The organism is Parashewanella tropica, assembly GCF_004358445.1.
GTDB classification, from domain to species: domain Bacteria; phylum Pseudomonadota; class Gammaproteobacteria; order Enterobacterales; family Shewanellaceae; genus Parashewanella; species Parashewanella tropica.
In genome coordinates, this window is sequence record NZ_CP037951.1 from 2,649,629 (window position 1) to 2,666,289 (window position 16,661).

Genomic DNA, 16,661 nt, shown 5'->3' on the forward strand with positions numbered 1-16,661 from the left:
GCAAATGAATTATTAAATGTTTCCGCTTTTTTACTTTTTTTCTTTGTAGTCTATGTTTGGCATCAAGTCTGCTGGCTGACACTCAAGTGCTTTGGATATTTTAAATAGCTTGTCTAAGCTGATGTTTACTTCACCACGATCTATGCGACCGATATAACTTCTATCAATATCAGTCAGTTTCGATAGCGCATCCTGTGAGATATTTTTTTTTGTTCTCAGGGTTCTTAACTTTTGGGCAAATTGTTGAATTAGATAGCTCATTGGAAATCCCTTTGTTCCAAACAAGCTACTATTTCATGTTGAGGATTATAATATCACGGATTATAATCCCTCATTACATATCAAATTGTTTATTTGGCTATTCTGTATTCGGGAGCAACTTTTTATGAAATTGCATCACCTTATAGCTCAAATCATTACCGCACCAAATTGTAACTATTTCACAGTGGTTGAAGTAAGAACCGCCTTTCTTGCACTTAGCACTGACAAAAGTCTTGATCCTGATGAAGTAAGACGACTGGTTTATGCAAGCCTAGAGCGCATGGTTAGAAAAGGCTTGCTTCAAAAATCTGTTTCGAAAGGAAGAAAGATCCCTTCTTATATCAAAACAAAATTGTTTTCCTCAGATGAATTACTGAGCAACAAGCAGCATCCTGCAGAACAAATCACGACTGCCACCAACAAACAAATTGATGACCTGCCAAACCAATTAAAAAAGGATCTTTTTGAGCGTAAAGAAGAGTTATTGATCCTCATAGGTGAAGCTGAAGAGTATAAGAGAATTTGTAGTGATTTCCCCGAGTTACAGAGTGATATACAACCCAAATACAATGAAGCTAGAGAGCAAAGTAACAGGCTCTTGGGTTCTATTAAAGCGATTGAGAGTGTTATTCAACAAGGTAGATAACGAATATGAAGTTACGTCAATGGCAATCAGAATGCATAGAAAGTGCCCTCGAAAAATTTTCTATAAATAAGCGGCATTACTTGGTTTTAGCCACTCCAGGAGCAGGGAAAACCCATATGGCTTCATCACTCGCTAAAAACATGCTGGAGCAAGGTCTAATTGATTTAGTTATTTGTTTTTCACCTTCATCAGTTGTCTGTAACGATTTTACTAAAACCCTCGAAGACGTAATTGGTGAGAAGTTCGATGGAAAGATGGGAGCCAAAGGGTGTTCACTTACTTATCAGAGTATGCAGTATTTGGATGAAGAGCTTTGGTATCTATTTGAACAACACAAAATATTAGTCATCTTTGATGAAATACACCATTGTGCAGGCTCCAATATCGGAAATTCAAATAGCTGGGGTGAACAAATTATCCTGAATATACAAGGTAAAGCAAGTTATACGCTGGCATTAACAGGAACACCCTGGCGGTCAGATACAGCCCCTATTGTGCTATCGAACTATTGTGATTACACCAACAAAATTCAATGTGACTTCATCTATGGTTTGTCTGATGCGATTAGAGATGGTGTATGCCGTTTACCACAAATCGTTGCAATCGATAATAACGATATAACTGTGAAAAAGGACAAAGAACATAAATCCTATTCTAGTTTTAAAGATCTTTTATCTCATTCATCGTTTCCCTATCAACAAGTGATTCAAAATAAATTATTGCTTACACATATCCTTGAACAGGCAAACGAAAAATTAGATGAATTGAGAAAAGTTAATCCAGATGCAGGCGGGCTTGTTGTTGCATCAACTGTGGATCATGTCATGCAAATAGCTGAATTGATGCGAGCACACCTTAATGAAGATGTTTCAATCATAACATACCAAGAAGATGACCCAACCGGTCTGATCCGCAGCTATCGAAACTCTGATTCTAAATGGGTTATTTCCATTGGGATGATCAGTGAAGGTACTAATATCCCTAGACTTCAAGTCATCTGCCACTTAACTAGAATCAAGACCGAAATGTATTTTCGGCAGATAAATGGCAGAAATTTAAGAATTACCGGGCATCATAACCAAGACGCTTATCTATTCATGCCAGCTGAACCTAAACTGCTTGAGTATGCTTATCGAATAGCCGATGACATCCCCGAAAAAGCAGATGTTGTCAAATTTGAAAAAATGAATAAGAGCATGCTTATAGATCACCAAGCTACAGAGGCAGAACAATTTGAAGAAGAAAAGAAGCCCGACTTAAGGGTAGAGCTTAGTGATTTTATTGAGAGTGTCTCGATTAACAAAACCCCGTTAACTGAAGATAATGATACTTTGCCCAACAGTCTTATTGCTTCACCAACCCCAAAACACACATTAAGCACAAACTATGAAAAAACACTCAGCATCTTTGGTCGATTCAGACAAGAGGTTCTAGAGCTTGGTTTGTAGGTTATGCCCTTTAAGATTTTGGAGAATTCAATTTATGAATGACTTTAGCTACCGTGAAATTGATTTAATACCTGACGGTTGGGTAATAGTAAAAATATCAGCTGACCGTATCTTTTATAAAATTTTATCAAACTGGAATGAATTTGATGAATGGCGATTATCAAGCGGCGCAACTACTGACACACTTCGAAAGATCCCTGCTGGCTATGTTTGGCAACAAGCATCGGGTAACACATACATGTTACTTAGTGAAAATGAAGGCAAATTGTCTCAATACAACCAACTCAGGCTGGAGGGCTTTTTGGAATACGACGAAATTGAGACGCTTAAGATAGAAGATGTAAGAGTCTAAAAACGGCTTACTAACCACAAGACGACACTTCGTAATTTTAGCTGTCAGTGTCTTTTGTTTAGTTAATAATGCCTTTTGTTTTGTAACTCTCCTATTGATGGTGATGTTAAAATGAAATTAAGTGATGCTTTGCTCTTCACGCTACCGATTCATATATTGAATATAGTTATTACTTCAATACCTGCATATTTTATCTGGAATTGGATAATCCCAGACACATTTTCTCTACCAAAGATTACTTACTTTCAAGTGGTAGGGTTAATTGTACTTATAAGATGTTTGTTATCGAATGGCTTTTTTCAGATTGATTTAAACGGCTCATGAAAATCTAACTTATCAACCACCGTCTGGAAGGCGTTTTTTTTCTCCAAGTTAGACTAATAAAAATGAGGCAAAGGAGTTAATAAGTTTCTAAAAAGATTAATGTTCTTATGACTTAAAGGTGCACAAATATCATGTGTTTTTTATACCTTAAAAACCATTGGTACGCCATCCTTTTTGTGGTTTGATAATTGTGACTGCTTTGCTCCACTATCTAATTCTTTAACTTTCAAATTACATACAATTCTCACAACCCGAATTGACGCATGCCTTAGTCAGTGCTCATTGCTTCAGAAGTGGCTATCAGTAGGATGTTTAAAGACTAAGAAGCTGCGTTTTATCATTCCGATTATAGGCTTACTCAATATCGTTGATAGTGTGCTATAGAGCTAGAAATAAACAAAATGTATGTAGCTGTGCTACAAAAAATCATAGGCAACTGAATAAGAAATTATTATCAAATTTGATAATACAAGGGGTGTCAGTATAGTGAAAGATCCTGCGGATAATAAAACCGTTGATTTTGTGAGTGATGAGTACACACAAATTGAAAGTGAAATGCGAAGAGAGCAAGAGCATTTCTTTATGCAAATTATCTGGAGCTTACAAGGTGCTCGTTTGAGTACACTACAGTAACTCCTTTATTTCTTGTATTTATGCCTCAGTGGATATTGCCTTTTTAGAGCGATTCACATCTTCTTTAAAGGCTGTTAAAAGGCCTTCGAATTCTTCCAGCAAATGTGTGACCGTCACTTGGCCAGATTCACTCTTAGCCTTTAATGCATCCAGTTGGTCAAACACAACACTTACGGCAGAGCCAAGAGCTATTGCGTCAAATACCATCTCCATGTTGCTGAGTTCATTAAAAGCCAGATCAATGTAGGTGTCTAACGAGTCTATATTTTTATGTCCCGTCCATTGCTGGAGTTCTAGCTTGAAAGTTTCACTATTAAGTAGCGCCTTTCGAAACTCGTCTTTGTTAGCAATATCATGATGCAAAATCATGGCTTTGATTTTTTGTGTTATGTAGCCATGACGAAACAGGTGCGCATGGCCTTGTTTCGTGCTAATGCCAGCAGCAACACACAACTCGCTTAATTCAGTCGTCAGGGTGTCTACTGCCAGCTTTTTCCCATTCTTATGGTTAATTAGCAGGAAGCCGTGATCATTTGCTTTGCCGATAGTTCGGCGGATTATTCGACTTCGCACTCGCTTGATATACCACATCGACTGTTGAATAAAAGCCCTTGGTACTGGAACTTCCCTTGGCTCGCCTCCTTTTACTGTCAGCATTGGGAGTAACGGAGCGCTACCTTCTTCCAAGTCTGCCTTTTCGATGTCCTCAATACGTATATGAGAAACTTCATATCGACGTCCCCCAGTTTGCTCAAAACAGGCAATTAGGAGAGTTGTTCGGAGGCGTATTCCAAGGTCTTTTATTTTGTTAGCTTCGTCTTTTAACTGTTTTACGACATCAAGGCTAATAGGGCTTTTCTTTCTAACAGGATCAGGTGTGGGAAAGCTGTCGTGATGCCAATAGCTGCGATAAACAGGCTTACCCTTCTTGCTTTTGATTTTTAAGTTTTTCTTCTCTACATTGACGCTGCAATTCTTCTCGCCTAAAAACGTATCGTCAGAATGAAGCTGACCGACACACTGTAAGAAGTCGATACAACGTCGACCGATCTTCAATACTTCATTTGCAGTTCGAACTTGCTCACAATAAACTCGCACCTGCAATGTATTAATGAACACCCTAAACCAATTGTCTGTTAGGTTAATTAGATCCATATTATTGTCATGACAGAATCGTAGCAGCGGACTGATATTTTTTGCATACTCAGCTATGGTTCCACCCCGATTACGACGGCTTTTTCCTTTTCTCCATTGCGCCAGCATATATGCGTTGGCTTCAAAACAGGGATAACCGTCAGGCCAATACATCAAGGGAAGGTTTTGGGCATCTCGAGCAACTACATGACCAAATAAATCTACGTTTCTTGGCAATGTCGCCCCTTCTGGAAGGCGGCTAAACAGTTGCTTTCTGCGTCTACGAGCCATTTTTAATAAGTTCTTGTACCAGCTTGCTGTTTTGAGAAAACGAGATTTGAGTGCTGACTTCTTTCATTTCTTTTGCGCATAGCGCTTTGGTAGTTGCATCACCTCGATTGGCATATTTTCGAGCTTTACTCATTAGCTCAACAACCAGACTGGTTAAGAGGACGTTATGCTGCTCCAGCTTCGTAATTTCTAATTCTTGCTCAGCCACGAGTTTTGCTAAACCTAATTTAGAGCTTTTATTGCTTGCTTCACGCTTCTCGCTATGTCCATTAATAGTCAAGATAGCGCTCTTTCTGAGTTGTTCTAATCCTTCATAGCCATCTTCCAGAATCTCATCTGCTGCCGTTTTTAGAGTATTAAGAGCGCATGAGGTAATGCTAAGGCTAGCATTTTCATATTTAGCCAGTCTCCCTTGAGACTTTAAAGTTGCGATAAAATCTACGTCGGCTTCATAGCTTGAAGGCTCTGCAATTACACTTTTGAGCAGCTCGCTTGTTGCAACTACAGAGCGGGCATGCTTTTCATTAATCGCCATCTTTAATTTCCTCGACTTTCAAAACAAGGTGAATTTTTTGTACGGTTTCACCTTCATCATTTACGACATTGGCAAATGTTGGCTGAAGGTCAATCGTTCCGTCAGTAATCAACTCAAAAATGTCTTTCTCAATCTCGGTGCGAATTTCGCTCAGAGGTGGCTCCGTTTTAATTACACCATCGTCAATCTCATCTTCTAGTAGTTCCGCAACTTCTTCCAATGACTGAATTTGTATATCTCTCACCCCAAAGCGATTTTTCAGGATCTCACGCAGACTCTCAATATTCTCGATTTCATCACGGTTAATGCCATGCACCAGCGTTTCAGCTTTTACACTGCGTAAAACTAAGCCCGGCGTTAATTCTGTAATATAGTGGTATAAGTGCTCAGCATCAGTATGACCCAAGAAATAGCGAAGCGTATCAAGACCCGCAAAACCGCTTCCCCAAAAAAAAGCCATCGCAAAGAAACGTCTCAACTGATGTTGCCGAATATAGTATCGGTAAACCTCGCCATCGCTCATACGAACAACCTTTGTCTGGAAGTAATCCGAGAACGTATCTAACGAGCGATAGTATTGGGCTTTGGTATCGATTGTCATAACGGTCGCTAACCTTTTATCAACTTGAAACAGCAGGCCGTCACTAACTTTCACTGCACCCGAGTTCACCAACCGCTCTCTAAACTGCTGTAGCGTCCATACAAGCTTTGCACCAGATAATATGATGGGGCGTGCCAGCTCTTCACGCTCTTCGCCTTCACCTGACTTAGAATTCTCAAAGACCAGCGAAAAGCTGGTATTTTCATTTTCAGCCAGATAAGGATTTTTATTGGGCACCAAGCAGTCATGCTTAAGCCCGTACAGCTCATTTACTCTTCGAGCCATCATAGCCCCAATAATGATTTGAACACTTCCCAGCAACACTTCATATAGCTCGCCCAAGCCCTCATTAGCTCTGAGTCTTTGAAAATAATCTTCTGGAACCAAGCGGGCGTCCTTTTCATCCGAGATACGCCAGCCCTTAACACCTAATTCTTGCAATTTCGGACTGGTTACACGCTTCGCAGCATTGTTTCTATCAATATATCGTTGACTTCTAGTGCTAGTTATTTTCGGTTGATATTCAAGAAATTGAGCAACCGAATCCAAGATGTCACCAGCATATTTGTAGAAAAACTCAAATGCATTTTTTAACGATTCAAAAACGACATTGGCTGGTAATGTACGATGACGCCCCACCTTTACAACAGAAAGTAACTCTTTAACTCCCTTCCAGTCCAGTTCGGCAACACTTTCAACTGGTACTCCTCCCTCAATTAATGCTAGTGAACGAAATAGCCCCAAATAAAGCCGATACTGCTGTTCCACCATTCCTTCACCTTCTTTTGTTGATGTTGGAACTCTACGATATTCAGTTCCAACCTCACTTGGCATAATCCTTAATTCAGGATAAGTGGGAATAATTATGCTCATTCCTTGTAGGGTGTTTCGCAATATGTTTTTTCTGAAAAGTATGTTGCTAACTCCGCGATCAACAGGGGAACTATGAAGTTTGCAGTAAGCCCCCTGATTTAACAGCCATACTCTTGCCTTCACAATTTGTTCGTAACTTAAAGGTAGACTCTGCACTCTTGGAACATCAACAATTGTAGGGTATTTTTCACGGGCATCAGCTATATCGAACTCTGAAACAGTCTGAATTTGTGTAGCTAAGAAACTGCTAACTTGGTTTGAGAAGTCATAGATTCCATCTACAACGCCACTCTGTATCGTTGTTAGCAGAGATAAGGCGTCGTTTCTGTTAATAAGTGATAAGCCATGCTCAGCAATATTGAAGTGCTTGGCTCTTATCAGTAGCATATCTAAGATGTGTAAACCTTGAATAATCTTCCTTTTCGCAAGACTAGTAGCAAGACTTCGTCCACCACAATATCGAGGATGGTTCAAGGTGCATAACCAATATTTCATTGCATCTAAAGTTTCTCGATGCTTGCCTGAGGTCAGTAACTCACCATCATTTAGCTTAACGTTAAAGTCTATTATTTTTTCTATTTTGCCAAACTTGCACTTCCAAACGGGCTCTTTGAAGTCGTTCTTAAGCCAGCTCGGCTCTCGGGCTGGGTCAATATATGAGGGGACAGCCTTATGAAGAAGCTTGTTGTAAAAGTCGCTACGCTGCTCAAATGACATACTTACCGCTATTTTTTGAGCTTCGACCAACTCTTCCTGCGACATGTTGCCTATCTCTTTTTCTCCGTTATCGACAGCTAATTTAAGCGACATAGACAGCTTCCGCTAATTTATCCTTGGGAAAAGGTTTTTTGCTCGCTTCTTCAAGAGCTCCAACGAGCTCTCTGGAATAGCTTTCACTGGTTTTAATATGAGAAAGAACAAACTTTGATGTTTCATACCACTGGGATGCAACAGATGTAAATCTTTGTGATTCACTGGCATTTTCTACCAAATCTACAAGGGTGCTCATCACTGACAAAACAGGCACAGAGACGGGAATAATTGCTTCGATGCCTATATCGCTGTTGCCTGCACTGCCAGTTTTACACTTGAGTGGCAAGTCGGAAATCTTACCTGCTGCTAAGTATTCTGGCAGAGGTTTTAGCTGATGATGGCGTAGAAAGTCATCAAGTTCTTTTTCGCTAAAATCGACAGCTTCAAACAGGTAGTCACTCTCCTTCATAGCTTCATACACGAGTGCATTCTGAAAAATACGAACCCATCTATCTTGAAAATAGCGCAAAATGGGAGTAGGTAGATAATGGCTCAGCAGCTTTGGTTGATAGCTTTCATGCCCTAACGCTTCACTCATGGCCTTAGTGCTTTTAGTTTTTAGGTAAACTAACACGGCACGACTTGCTCGAAATGAAGAGACTGAGAGATTTCTAAAAATCGAACCAGCTCTTTCCGTATCCGTAATAGAAGAAGGCTCAAGGATTTTTTTGCCCAGCTCTGACTTTCGCATTTCTTCTCGATTACAGTTGATAATATTAGTCACTCTGCCAGGAGCCATAAATCCTCGTGCTTTTATTAGCATGTACTTATAATCGCCGTTCCCTTGATCTTTCAGCGCCTTTCTTGCATCAGATGTTAACGTGATGATGTCTCGAACTAACTGTATTGATGTCTCATTCAGAATGATTTTTTGCTCCGCTAACAAGGCCCCTCTGCGAAACTTATAGCTAGTTGCAATGTATGAAGCGCCGCTCTGTACAAAGCCATACTCTTTGTCGTTGTCATTGTAGAGCCGCCAGTTTTCCAGCCAGCTTTGTGTGATCTCTGAATGCTCGTTAATCAGCAGGTAGAAAAAAGGATACAACGTATACGGTGCAATGATAGCGTATTCGGTGATAAAATCCTTATCGGTCTTCAGGTAACCGGCGACATCATTTGTCTTTCTGTATTTTATTGCCTCGTAAGTTGCGCACTGATTCTCTGGCAAGCGCATATCAACGAAGCCAGGATGCCCAGGATATGTCCCTTTTGCATCACCAAGCTTTACCTTGCCGACTTTAGCAAGGTTTTTACGTTTATGAAATCTGGCCATTGTTTCTCTTCTAAGCTCTTGGCAAGCTGAAACAACATGGGAGAAATCATTATCAATGCTTTCCAGCAGTGCTTCAATTGCTTGATCATCAGAGTAAGAAATAGGGATGTGGGTAATCAGCTTATTGTTGAAAGCGTTTCCTTGCTCATCAACCGCTTTATTAGTATTCGCATGCGTTGAGCTGGTCTTAAATAGTGGAGCAAACAACTCATAGCTTGGTTCCGACCAGATACCGGGTTTGATAAACAACTCTTTTATCAGCTTAACTTTTCGATCTTTCCATTGTTCGTAAAAGCTGACCATACTTCTATTAGACGCTTTAACTGATAGTTTTTGTGCAGCAAAAAGATGCTCTACAAACCTATTTATTTTGGTGAACGATCCGGCATCTTCAAAGTCTTCTCTGGTAAGGCAGAAGTCAAGAATAGTTTCTGACAGTCGAGCAAAACCATCTGCATGAGCTCGGACTGTTTTGGTACTGTATTTTAGGCTATGGGTAAGGACGGCATCATATAGCTGATCAGTTAACTCTTCACCGTATCGCAGATAGAAGTCATGCAGTGGCCATGCTACTTCTTCGCCTGATTTCGTTTTTGCTTTCCAGCCTTCGTAGAGCTTGTATGCTTTTGTATCTTTCTCCAATGCAGCATATTCCTTACGGCAATAAGAAATATCCTCTGTTTCATAAGTTGTTTTCGTGGCAGGAAACTCAGGCATAACAAGACCATTGACTTCACAGATGCCTTTAAGTGCGGCACGGAGCTTGTATACCATTTTATTGCTGGTAATAGGGGTGTACTTCATCTCATGGTAAATGAAGCCTGCAAAGCATCTGACAATGTGTGTCTGATCTTGGTTGAACGATAAATAGCTCAGCGTTTGACCGGTGCAGTGCAGAAACACAGAGAATAGCTTGATTGCCAATGTTGTATCTTCTTGCTGGCGTGCACTCAGCCCTTTGATGTGTTGCTCAAGCATCCCTTGCAAGCTCTTATCAAGCACTGGCGGTGTAGGAAGGTACTTTAAACCATTGGTATGGATCATTCGACATTCCTGTTGGTTTCTTTGTTGCCGAACAGTATGAGGATATTTTGACAATTATCAAATTAAATTTGTCAAGGATTAATAGCTATATACTGCTATCAAATAAGGTGTGATACTTATTTCGGGCAATTTTGACAAAAAGATGAATTAGGAAAACACTACTCCCATATGGCCTTCATCTACGGTATAAAATGAGCTGGACACAGCCAAAATGACAACGGCTCCAACAGCAATCTTAATAGCGCTTCCTGCCGATAATTTATTCATTATTTCTACTCCTTTCTTATTTTAAGATCAGAGCACTTTATCAATAAAAAACAAATACACAACAATAAAAAACAAAGAAGACTCGTTATTGTAAATGTCGTTTAAGTATCACTTACCTTTTCTCTTATAACGCTTCAACATTGTCTCATTACCTTTTATCCCCCCCTGATGTAAATAGATTATGGCTTCGCTATCAAATGAACTAATGTGCTGTTGAAGCGTAATTAAACCCACAGGGTCGTATAGTAATTCAAATTCAATACCCGAAGAACTTGCCATTTGCCACATTTCATAACACTCAGAATATAGCTTGCCAAAGTGGTACTTTTTATCAGGGCTGACGATTAGGGGAAAAGCGCTATCTTCTGTAGCTAACATTTGAAACTGCTTTTGTAAGTATGCAGCATCACCAACTACAGGGCATGTTACAACCTGAATACTTGCAGTGCATTGGTCAAAATATTCATTTAAATAAAATGCTGTTGTACCCGTTCCTGAAGGCAGAAATATTGTGGCAGACTCTATTTTATTTGCAGCACACCAAACCTCTATTTCTTGAGCTAATATATGCACGCCAAAACGAGCAAATTCACAGCGCCCACCTTCAGGCACCAATAACATTGAGGTTTCAGCTTCACATTCTTGCTCTAACCATAATTGCTTTTCATCAGCAGATAATTTCAAATCTGAAGGAAATTCTATAATCTGTGCCCCTTTTTCAAGCGCGCCAGCATAATTGCCTACTGGGTTTTCTTTTAAATGAGCGGGAATACGATCAACATAAAATTTGAATTGCCAGTTTTTTAACTCAGCCAAACACGCTAGTGACCATAAAGAGTTTGCTTGGCATGAGCCATAACCCACCAGCGTTTTAACTTGAGGAAACTCATTAGCGAGAAAGTAATGAAACTTGCGGGCTTTATTGCCACTAAATTCCTGATGGAGTAAATCGTCACGCTTGATGAACAATTTACGTTCAAATAAGTCAATGGCAGTAATAGGGCTTTGGGTTAATTTCATCAATGTTTAGTTATTATGACTAACTGAGCAAAGCTATATTCTACCTCAAACCCTCTATTAAGCGTAAAATTAGGTACTTATCATCTTGGCACATTAACTGCTTTACCTAATTTAGAAATATTTTAAAAAGGTAAATAGCTCCTATGTCTGTATTACGATTAATCTTTAACATTGCTTGGTTCGTTATGGGTGGTTTTTTAATGGGCTTAGCATGGTGGTTAGCTGGACTGATTTGTTTTATAAGTATTATCGGAATTCCTTTTGGTCGTGCCTGTTTTGTCATTGGTGAAATGGCTTTTTGGCCTTTTGGAAATGAGCAAACTAATCGTCGTAACGTAAAAGGCTTTGAAGATATTGGTACAGGAGTGCTTGGCACAATTGGTAATGTTATTTGGTTCTTATGCTTTGGTATTTGGCTGGCTATTGGTCACTTAACTCACGCCCTAGCCTGCTTTATCACCATTATTGGTATACCTTTTGGTATCGCCCATTTAAAGCTAGCGCTTCTGACATTAGCTCCCATCGGGCAAACGGTTGTCCCAAAGCGCGTTTAATTATTAGGGCATTTCCAATTAAATTTCAATATGCCGTTTCAGCCGAAAAATTGTAAGTTCGATTTTTTCATCATTATTTATCTTACAGCGCGCTCCATTTAGCTCGACCACTCTGGTTAATGGCTGAGCGATGCCATAGGCAGCGACGTAAAACAAACACATGGGCGTGGGAGACTCATGCTGCTGACCATCTTGAGGTTGATACACCATTGAGAACAACATGCCAGTATCGAAGTTTTCATTTTTTCCTAGCTGATGACCTACACTGAGCCCTTGAGTTGGATCAATGATCACACCTGTTACTTGTTGCTGTTTCTGACTGACATCGTACCGGGCTCAATTTGATTAATCGGAGTACATTGATCATCAAGATTCACAACATTGGCAATTTCATTTAAATGCTCCACTTGAACTAACCAATTACCTTTTTTAGTTGTGAACTTCATCTCATTGTGAACTCCACAGGGCAGATCTTTAGCAAAACAATTGAATGACAAAAGTGCCGGTAATATAGTTAACCAGACAAAACGTTTCATGTATTTTCTCCCTACAATGAGGGGGCTATTCATTACTGTAAAAAATATCTCAGCAGACAAAAAGCCCCTAGCACAAATAGAAATTATTCTTATTTATGTTAGTTAGAGAGAACTGAATTAAAACTGTATCGATTGAAGAAATCAATGAGAGTCTTTCAATACAACTTGCATTGGAGGTACTATCGTAGTTGGGTCAAGGCGCATTTGATACCAATTAATTCGCCAGTCTAAATGTGGCCCCGTTGAACGCCCTGTCGAGCCAATTTCTCCGATTTTTTGACCTTGTTTTACCGATTGCCCTTTAACCACATCTAACTTACTCAAATGAAGCATGCTAGAGCTTACGCCATAGCCATGGTCAATAATAATGGTTCCACCTGAATAAAACATATCAGGTACAGCTAAGGTGATAATGCCATTAGCAGGTGCAACAACTGGTGTGCCAGTAGGCTTAGCGACATCTACACCATAGTGTGGGCGGCTGGGCACGCCATTGTAAACTCGTTGGCTGCCATACACGCCTGAAATAGGCCCTTTCGCAGGCCAGATAAATCGAGTGAATATGCCATCTAAGTCTGAATCTGTATTTCTGGCTGCTCGTACTTGTTGACTGTCTTTTTTAGAGCGAGCAACGGCTTTAGGCTCAGGCTTCATGATTTTCTTAGCAATACCGTTCACTCGTTGAATACGATATTTTTTCTTCGTTAAAACCACTTCTCGATTTATCTCAGTTCCGTCTACCAAAATTGCTTTTAGGTTATTCGTTAATTCAGCTTCACGTCCAAACCCAACCACAAACTTCCCTGAGTCAGTAGCTCGTACAGACTTCCCATTAAGAAATAACTGAGCACCCACGGGTGCTTGACCTTTCAATAAAGTGCCTTGTTCGAATTTACCAAATAGCTTGATATTATCTGCGGCAAATGTCAGAGATGATAAAAATAGAAAAGGAAAAGGAAAAAATAAAAGATAAGAAAGAGTCTGCTTTTTCATGGCATTAACCATAATTGTTAACGAATAACAATATTAAGTCAGACTCTTTTTATGGAAGCAAGGAAAATTAGTATTTCGCAATAGCGCCTTTGCCAACACCTTCGTAGGCTTTAACTAATACTTTGGTATTTGGCGACTCATTAGCTACATATTGAGCAACGAAATCAGCCAAAAGTTCTACAGTTGTATCGTGGGGAATGATGTCACAGACTTCTTTTGAAATCGCTAACTGAAACTCACCTTGAGGAGCTTGATATTTAAAACCAAAGTGACTTTGATCAGATATGTCTTTGCTATTAACATCTAAATCTGCAAGCTTAACGATATCTTCTTCCGTGCCTAAATAAATATCTTGCCAACGCTGTGCCCAATATTCATTCCATTGTTGTGATTCTTCACCATCAATAAATACTGAAATTGGACTGCGATGACCATGAGCAATACGCTGACAATTTCCATCGTGTTTTTTCAGACCATGACTGTAATGATAATAAGGGCGATTTAACTCTTCAGCACGTAAAGTAAGCTCGATATTGAGTACATTATCTGGTAGCACTTTTTTCAGTTCGTTATTTAAAAATTGAATGGTTGAGTCGTGATCAATCACATCTGAATCAATGAAAGAAAATGCTTGTTCAGGACAACGTAAATGAATACTGCCTTTGGCAGAGTTAAAATCAACTCGAACCATTTCATCTTCTACATCTTGATAAGAACTAGCCGATGATAGCATTGGCACTGCAAGGCGATGATCCAATACGTCATCAATAGTGCGCTTAATAGTTTTCTTTACCTTGGCAAAGTCTAAGACCATGTTTTGCTCATCAAGCCCACCATCAAGCACAACATCGACAATCCAACTTTCACCAACCATACCGCGCTCGGCACACAAATATGAAAAATCAATGACAGTTAAGTCATTTACAAACAATAACATCAAAACTCCTCGGCAGATAAACAGTCCACCATCTATCCTTTCGGATTAGCCCCACCGGCGAAAGCCAATAGGCTATATAACTTTAAAGAACCGAGTATTTTACTCAAGTTTTATCTTGGTGGCGAGTGAAGAATTTTAAACATCAAATACTGTGATTTGGCGCACATAATTCACTGAAATGTTGTATGATATTGTGCATATTAGCCCATCAATAAGGTGCCCTATGAAAACGCTTATCTGTAATGCTCAACTGGTCAATGAAGGTAAAATATCCACTCAAGATGTTTTAATTGAAAATGGTCGCATTAGCCGTATCGATCGCCAAATTACGGCTCCAACTGATGCTAAAGTCGTTGATGCTAATGGCAATCACTTAATTCCTGGAATGATCGATGATCAGGTTCACTTTAGAGAGCCAGGTTTTCCCAACAAAGGTACCATCGCCAGTGAATCTCGTGCAGCAGTTGCAGGCGGTATCACCAGTTTTATGGAAATGCCTAATGTAAACCCTCAGACTACAACACTTGAAGCATTAGAAGATAAGTATGTTCGTGCCTCAAAAGGCTCACTCGCCAACTACAGCTTCTATTTAGGTGCGACTAACGACAACTTAGAAGTCATTAAAAGTCTTAACCCAAACCAAGCTTGTGGTATTAAGATTTTCATGGGCGCATCAACAGGTAACATGCTGGTTGATAACGAAGATACGCTAAACGCCATTTTTGCAAACGCCCCAACTGTGATTGCGACACACTGTGAAAACACACCTATGATTTCGGCCTTAGAAGAAGAGTATCGCGCTAAGTATGGTGACAATATTCCGATGAACCTGCACGGTGAAATCCGCTCAAGGGAAGCGTGTTTAGCATCATCGAAATTAGCCACTGAGTTGGCTATCAAGCACAAGTCTCGTTTGCATGTTCTTCACTTAACGACCGCAGATGAATTGTACTTGTTCCAAAAGAACAAACAGCTGGCTGATTTAAAAGGCGCGAATATTACAGCCGAAGTGTGTGTGCACCATTTATTCTTCAACGATAAAGACTACGACACGCTTGGCAGCTTAATTAAATGTAACCCTGCGGTTAAAAAAGCCAGTGATCAACAAGCTCTAATTAAAGCCGTTCAAGATGATGTGATTGATATTATAGCGACTGACCATGCACCACATACATGGGATGAAAAACAAAACGAAAGCTACTTTAAAGCACCGTCAGGTCTTCCTTTAGTGCAGCACGCTTTAGTTTCTGTGCTTGAGCATTACCACAATGGCAACTTTAGCCTAGAGAAAATCGTCCAAAAAACCAGTCACGCTGTAGCAGAGCGTTATCAATTAAAAGATCGTGGTTATCTACGTGAAGGTTATATTGCTGACTTGGCTTTATTAGATCTAAACAAACCGCATACAGTGACAAAAGAAAATATCCGCTATCACTGTGGTTGGTCACCATTTAACGGTTATACCTTCCAATCGAGCGTAATCGGCACTTGGGTGAACGGTAATCATATGTTTGACGGTGAACGTATTATCAATAAGCAGTTTGGTGAAAGATTGGTGTTTGATAGAGACTAATATCAATATCACCCCCCCCTTTTCTACAAGCCAGAGTTCATTAGCTCTGGCTTTTTAATAGGTACAGGGTTATCTAGGTAGTTTATTGGTTCAGGCTAAAAGGTCATATTGATAACATGGTTATGGACAGTAACGAAACGATATTTTTATAGAATTGTTAAAAGCCATGTCGTCATGCCTGCACGTTGTTAGCAGGCATCCAGCGACTTTTTTCTTGGCTTATGCTTGGTTAGGTAATAAAAGCAAAGCTTCTACGAAGCTTAGAAAATCGTAGTACTGCGTACCACACCGCGCAAGAGGGGGAACACCAGCATTCCCCCTCTTGCATCTCCCCGTGCCGTCCCACGAAGCTAAACGTTTCGGCGATAATTGAATAAATGACTAACGGCTCTGATGGTACATCCATGTACCTCAGAGCCTAGCTCGACATCCATGTCGAGCTTACGCCATTTCATTATTCAATTATCCCCTCAACAGCTTCAAGGGAACTATGTTCTCTCTTCGATCATATGATATGTGGAAACTCATAGGCTTAAAGCACTTTTTGGACAGA

16 protein-coding genes are annotated in these 16,661 nt (G+C 39.9%); 6 read left to right on the plus strand and 10 right to left on the minus strand.

The annotated features are described in order from the left end of the window. Window positions 1-30 precede the first annotated feature (30 nt). Window positions 31-261, minus strand: coding sequence for a helix-turn-helix domain-containing protein (locus E2H97_RS11635; protein WP_133407296.1), 231 nt, complete (start codon window positions 259-261; stop codon window positions 31-33). Window positions 262-385: 124 nt separating this feature from the next. Between E2H97_RS11635 and E2H97_RS11640 the strand changes: the two genes are divergently transcribed. The 4 genes from E2H97_RS11640 to E2H97_RS18860 all read left to right on the plus strand — a co-directional run bounded on the left by E2H97_RS11640 (window position 386) and on the right by E2H97_RS18860 (window position 3,664). Further along, window positions 386-907: a hypothetical protein gene (locus E2H97_RS11640; RefSeq protein ID WP_133407297.1), complete on the plus strand. Its 522-nt coding sequence runs from the start codon at window positions 386-388 to the stop codon at window positions 905-907. 5 nt (window positions 908-912) lie between these two features. Further along, complete coding sequence (locus tag E2H97_RS11645) at window positions 913-2,355, plus strand: DEAD/DEAH box helicase (RefSeq protein ID WP_133407298.1); 1,443 nt, start codon at window positions 913-915, stop codon at window positions 2,353-2,355. Between the two features lie 34 nt (window positions 2,356-2,389). Further along, window positions 2,390-2,707: a hypothetical protein gene (locus E2H97_RS11650; protein ID WP_133407299.1), complete on the plus strand. Its 318-nt coding sequence runs from the start codon at window positions 2,390-2,392 to the stop codon at window positions 2,705-2,707. A gap of 810 nt (window positions 2,708-3,517) precedes the next feature. Beyond that, complete coding sequence (locus tag E2H97_RS18860; protein WP_170308294.1) at window positions 3,518-3,664, plus strand: hypothetical protein; 147 nt, start codon at window positions 3,518-3,520, stop codon at window positions 3,662-3,664. A gap of 18 nt (window positions 3,665-3,682) precedes the next feature. Here the strand turns inward: E2H97_RS18860 and E2H97_RS11655 are convergent, their stop codons facing one another. The 5 genes from E2H97_RS11655 to E2H97_RS11675 form a co-directional block, all read right to left on the minus strand. Beyond that, window positions 3,683-5,089 carry a tyrosine-type recombinase/integrase gene (locus E2H97_RS11655; protein WP_133407300.1) on the minus strand — a complete coding sequence of 469 codons (1,407 nt, stop codon included), beginning with the start codon at window positions 5,087-5,089 and terminating at the stop codon, window positions 3,683-3,685. Then, window positions 5,079-5,624 carry a hypothetical protein gene (locus tag E2H97_RS11660; protein WP_133407301.1) on the minus strand — a complete coding sequence of 182 codons (546 nt, stop codon included), beginning with the start codon at window positions 5,622-5,624 and terminating at the stop codon, window positions 5,079-5,081. Before E2H97_RS11660 ends, E2H97_RS11655 begins: the two co-directional genes overlap by 11 nt. Continuing rightward, window positions 5,614-7,908 (minus strand): hypothetical protein, encoded by a 2,295-nt coding sequence (locus E2H97_RS11665; RefSeq protein WP_133407302.1) that lies wholly within the window; start codon window positions 7,906-7,908, stop codon window positions 5,614-5,616. Before E2H97_RS11665 ends, E2H97_RS11660 begins: the two co-directional genes overlap by 11 nt. Beyond that, the gene (locus E2H97_RS11670) at window positions 7,898-10,228 is read right to left on the minus strand and encodes a hypothetical protein (protein WP_133407303.1); all 2,331 of its coding nucleotides are present in this window, start codon (window positions 10,226-10,228) and stop codon (window positions 7,898-7,900) included. Before E2H97_RS11670 ends, E2H97_RS11665 begins: the two co-directional genes overlap by 11 nt. A 375-nt stretch (window positions 10,229-10,603) precedes the next feature. Next, window positions 10,604-11,515 carry a 1-aminocyclopropane-1-carboxylate deaminase/D-cysteine desulfhydrase gene (locus E2H97_RS11675; protein ID WP_133407304.1) on the minus strand — a complete coding sequence of 304 codons (912 nt, stop codon included), beginning with the start codon at window positions 11,513-11,515 and terminating at the stop codon, window positions 10,604-10,606. Between the two features lie 143 nt (window positions 11,516-11,658). Between E2H97_RS11675 and E2H97_RS11680 the strand changes: the two genes are divergently transcribed. Further along, window positions 11,659-12,069 (plus strand): YccF domain-containing protein, encoded by a 411-nt coding sequence (locus E2H97_RS11680; RefSeq protein WP_133407305.1) that lies wholly within the window; start codon window positions 11,659-11,661, stop codon window positions 12,067-12,069. 18 nt (window positions 12,070-12,087) lie between these two features. Here E2H97_RS11680 and E2H97_RS11685 read toward each other — a convergent pair whose 3' ends face one another. From E2H97_RS11685 to E2H97_RS11700, 4 genes are all read right to left on the minus strand, one after another. Beyond that, entirely contained in the window at window positions 12,088-12,363 is a 276-nt protein-coding gene (locus tag E2H97_RS11685; RefSeq protein ID WP_133407306.1) for a hypothetical protein, read from the minus strand. Between the two features lie 5 nt (window positions 12,364-12,368). Next, entirely contained in the window at window positions 12,369-12,605 is a 237-nt protein-coding gene (locus E2H97_RS11690; RefSeq protein WP_133407307.1) for a hypothetical protein, read from the minus strand. 141 nt (window positions 12,606-12,746) lie between these two features. Beyond that, a complete protein-coding gene (locus tag E2H97_RS11695; RefSeq protein WP_133407308.1) occupies window positions 12,747-13,598 on the minus strand; it encodes a M23 family metallopeptidase in 852 nt (283 codons plus the stop codon). Window positions 13,599-13,665: 67 nt separating this feature from the next. Beyond that, window positions 13,666-14,535, minus strand: a complete 870-nt coding sequence (locus tag E2H97_RS11700; protein ID WP_133407309.1) for a 6-carboxytetrahydropterin synthase — start codon at window positions 14,533-14,535, stop codon at window positions 13,666-13,668. 223 nt (window positions 14,536-14,758) lie between these two features. Between E2H97_RS11700 and E2H97_RS11705 the strand changes: the two genes are divergently transcribed. Next, on the plus strand, window positions 14,759-16,108 hold the full coding sequence (locus E2H97_RS11705) for a dihydroorotase (protein ID WP_133407310.1): 1,350 nt from the start codon (window positions 14,759-14,761) through the stop codon (window positions 16,106-16,108). Window positions 16,109-16,661: the final 553 nt, after the last annotated feature.

Coding starts and splice junctions, on each gene's coding strand:
- E2H97_RS11635 (WP_133407296.1), bottom strand. CDS start 261: ATGAGCTATCTAATTCAACAATTTGCCCAAAAGTTAAGAACCCTGAGA.
- E2H97_RS11640 (WP_133407297.1), top strand. CDS start 386: ATGAAATTGCATCACCTTATAGCTCAAATCATTACCGCACCAAATTGT.
- E2H97_RS11645 (WP_133407298.1), top strand. CDS start 913: ATGAAGTTACGTCAATGGCAATCAGAATGCATAGAAAGTGCCCTCGAA.
- E2H97_RS11650 (WP_133407299.1), top strand. CDS start 2,390: ATGAATGACTTTAGCTACCGTGAAATTGATTTAATACCTGACGGTTGG.
- E2H97_RS11655 (WP_133407300.1), bottom strand. CDS start 5,089: ATGGCTCGTAGACGCAGAAAGCAACTGTTTAGCCGCCTTCCAGAAGGG.
- E2H97_RS11660 (WP_133407301.1), bottom strand. CDS start 5,624: ATGGCGATTAATGAAAAGCATGCCCGCTCTGTAGTTGCAACAAGCGAG.
- E2H97_RS11665 (WP_133407302.1), bottom strand. CDS start 7,908: ATGTCGCTTAAATTAGCTGTCGATAACGGAGAAAAAGAGATAGGCAAC.
- E2H97_RS11670 (WP_133407303.1), bottom strand. CDS start 10,228: ATGATCCATACCAATGGTTTAAAGTACCTTCCTACACCGCCAGTGCTT.
- E2H97_RS11675 (WP_133407304.1), bottom strand. CDS start 11,515: ATGAAATTAACCCAAAGCCCTATTACTGCCATTGACTTATTTGAACGT.
- E2H97_RS11680 (WP_133407305.1), top strand. CDS start 11,659: ATGTCTGTATTACGATTAATCTTTAACATTGCTTGGTTCGTTATGGGT.
- E2H97_RS11690 (WP_133407307.1), bottom strand. CDS start 12,605: ATGAAACGTTTTGTCTGGTTAACTATATTACCGGCACTTTTGTCATTC.
- E2H97_RS11695 (WP_133407308.1), bottom strand. CDS start 13,598: ATGAAAAAGCAGACTCTTTCTTATCTTTTATTTTTTCCTTTTCCTTTT.
- E2H97_RS11700 (WP_133407309.1), bottom strand. CDS start 14,535: ATGTTATTGTTTGTAAATGACTTAACTGTCATTGATTTTTCATATTTG.
- E2H97_RS11705 (WP_133407310.1), top strand. CDS start 14,759: ATGAAAACGCTTATCTGTAATGCTCAACTGGTCAATGAAGGTAAAATA.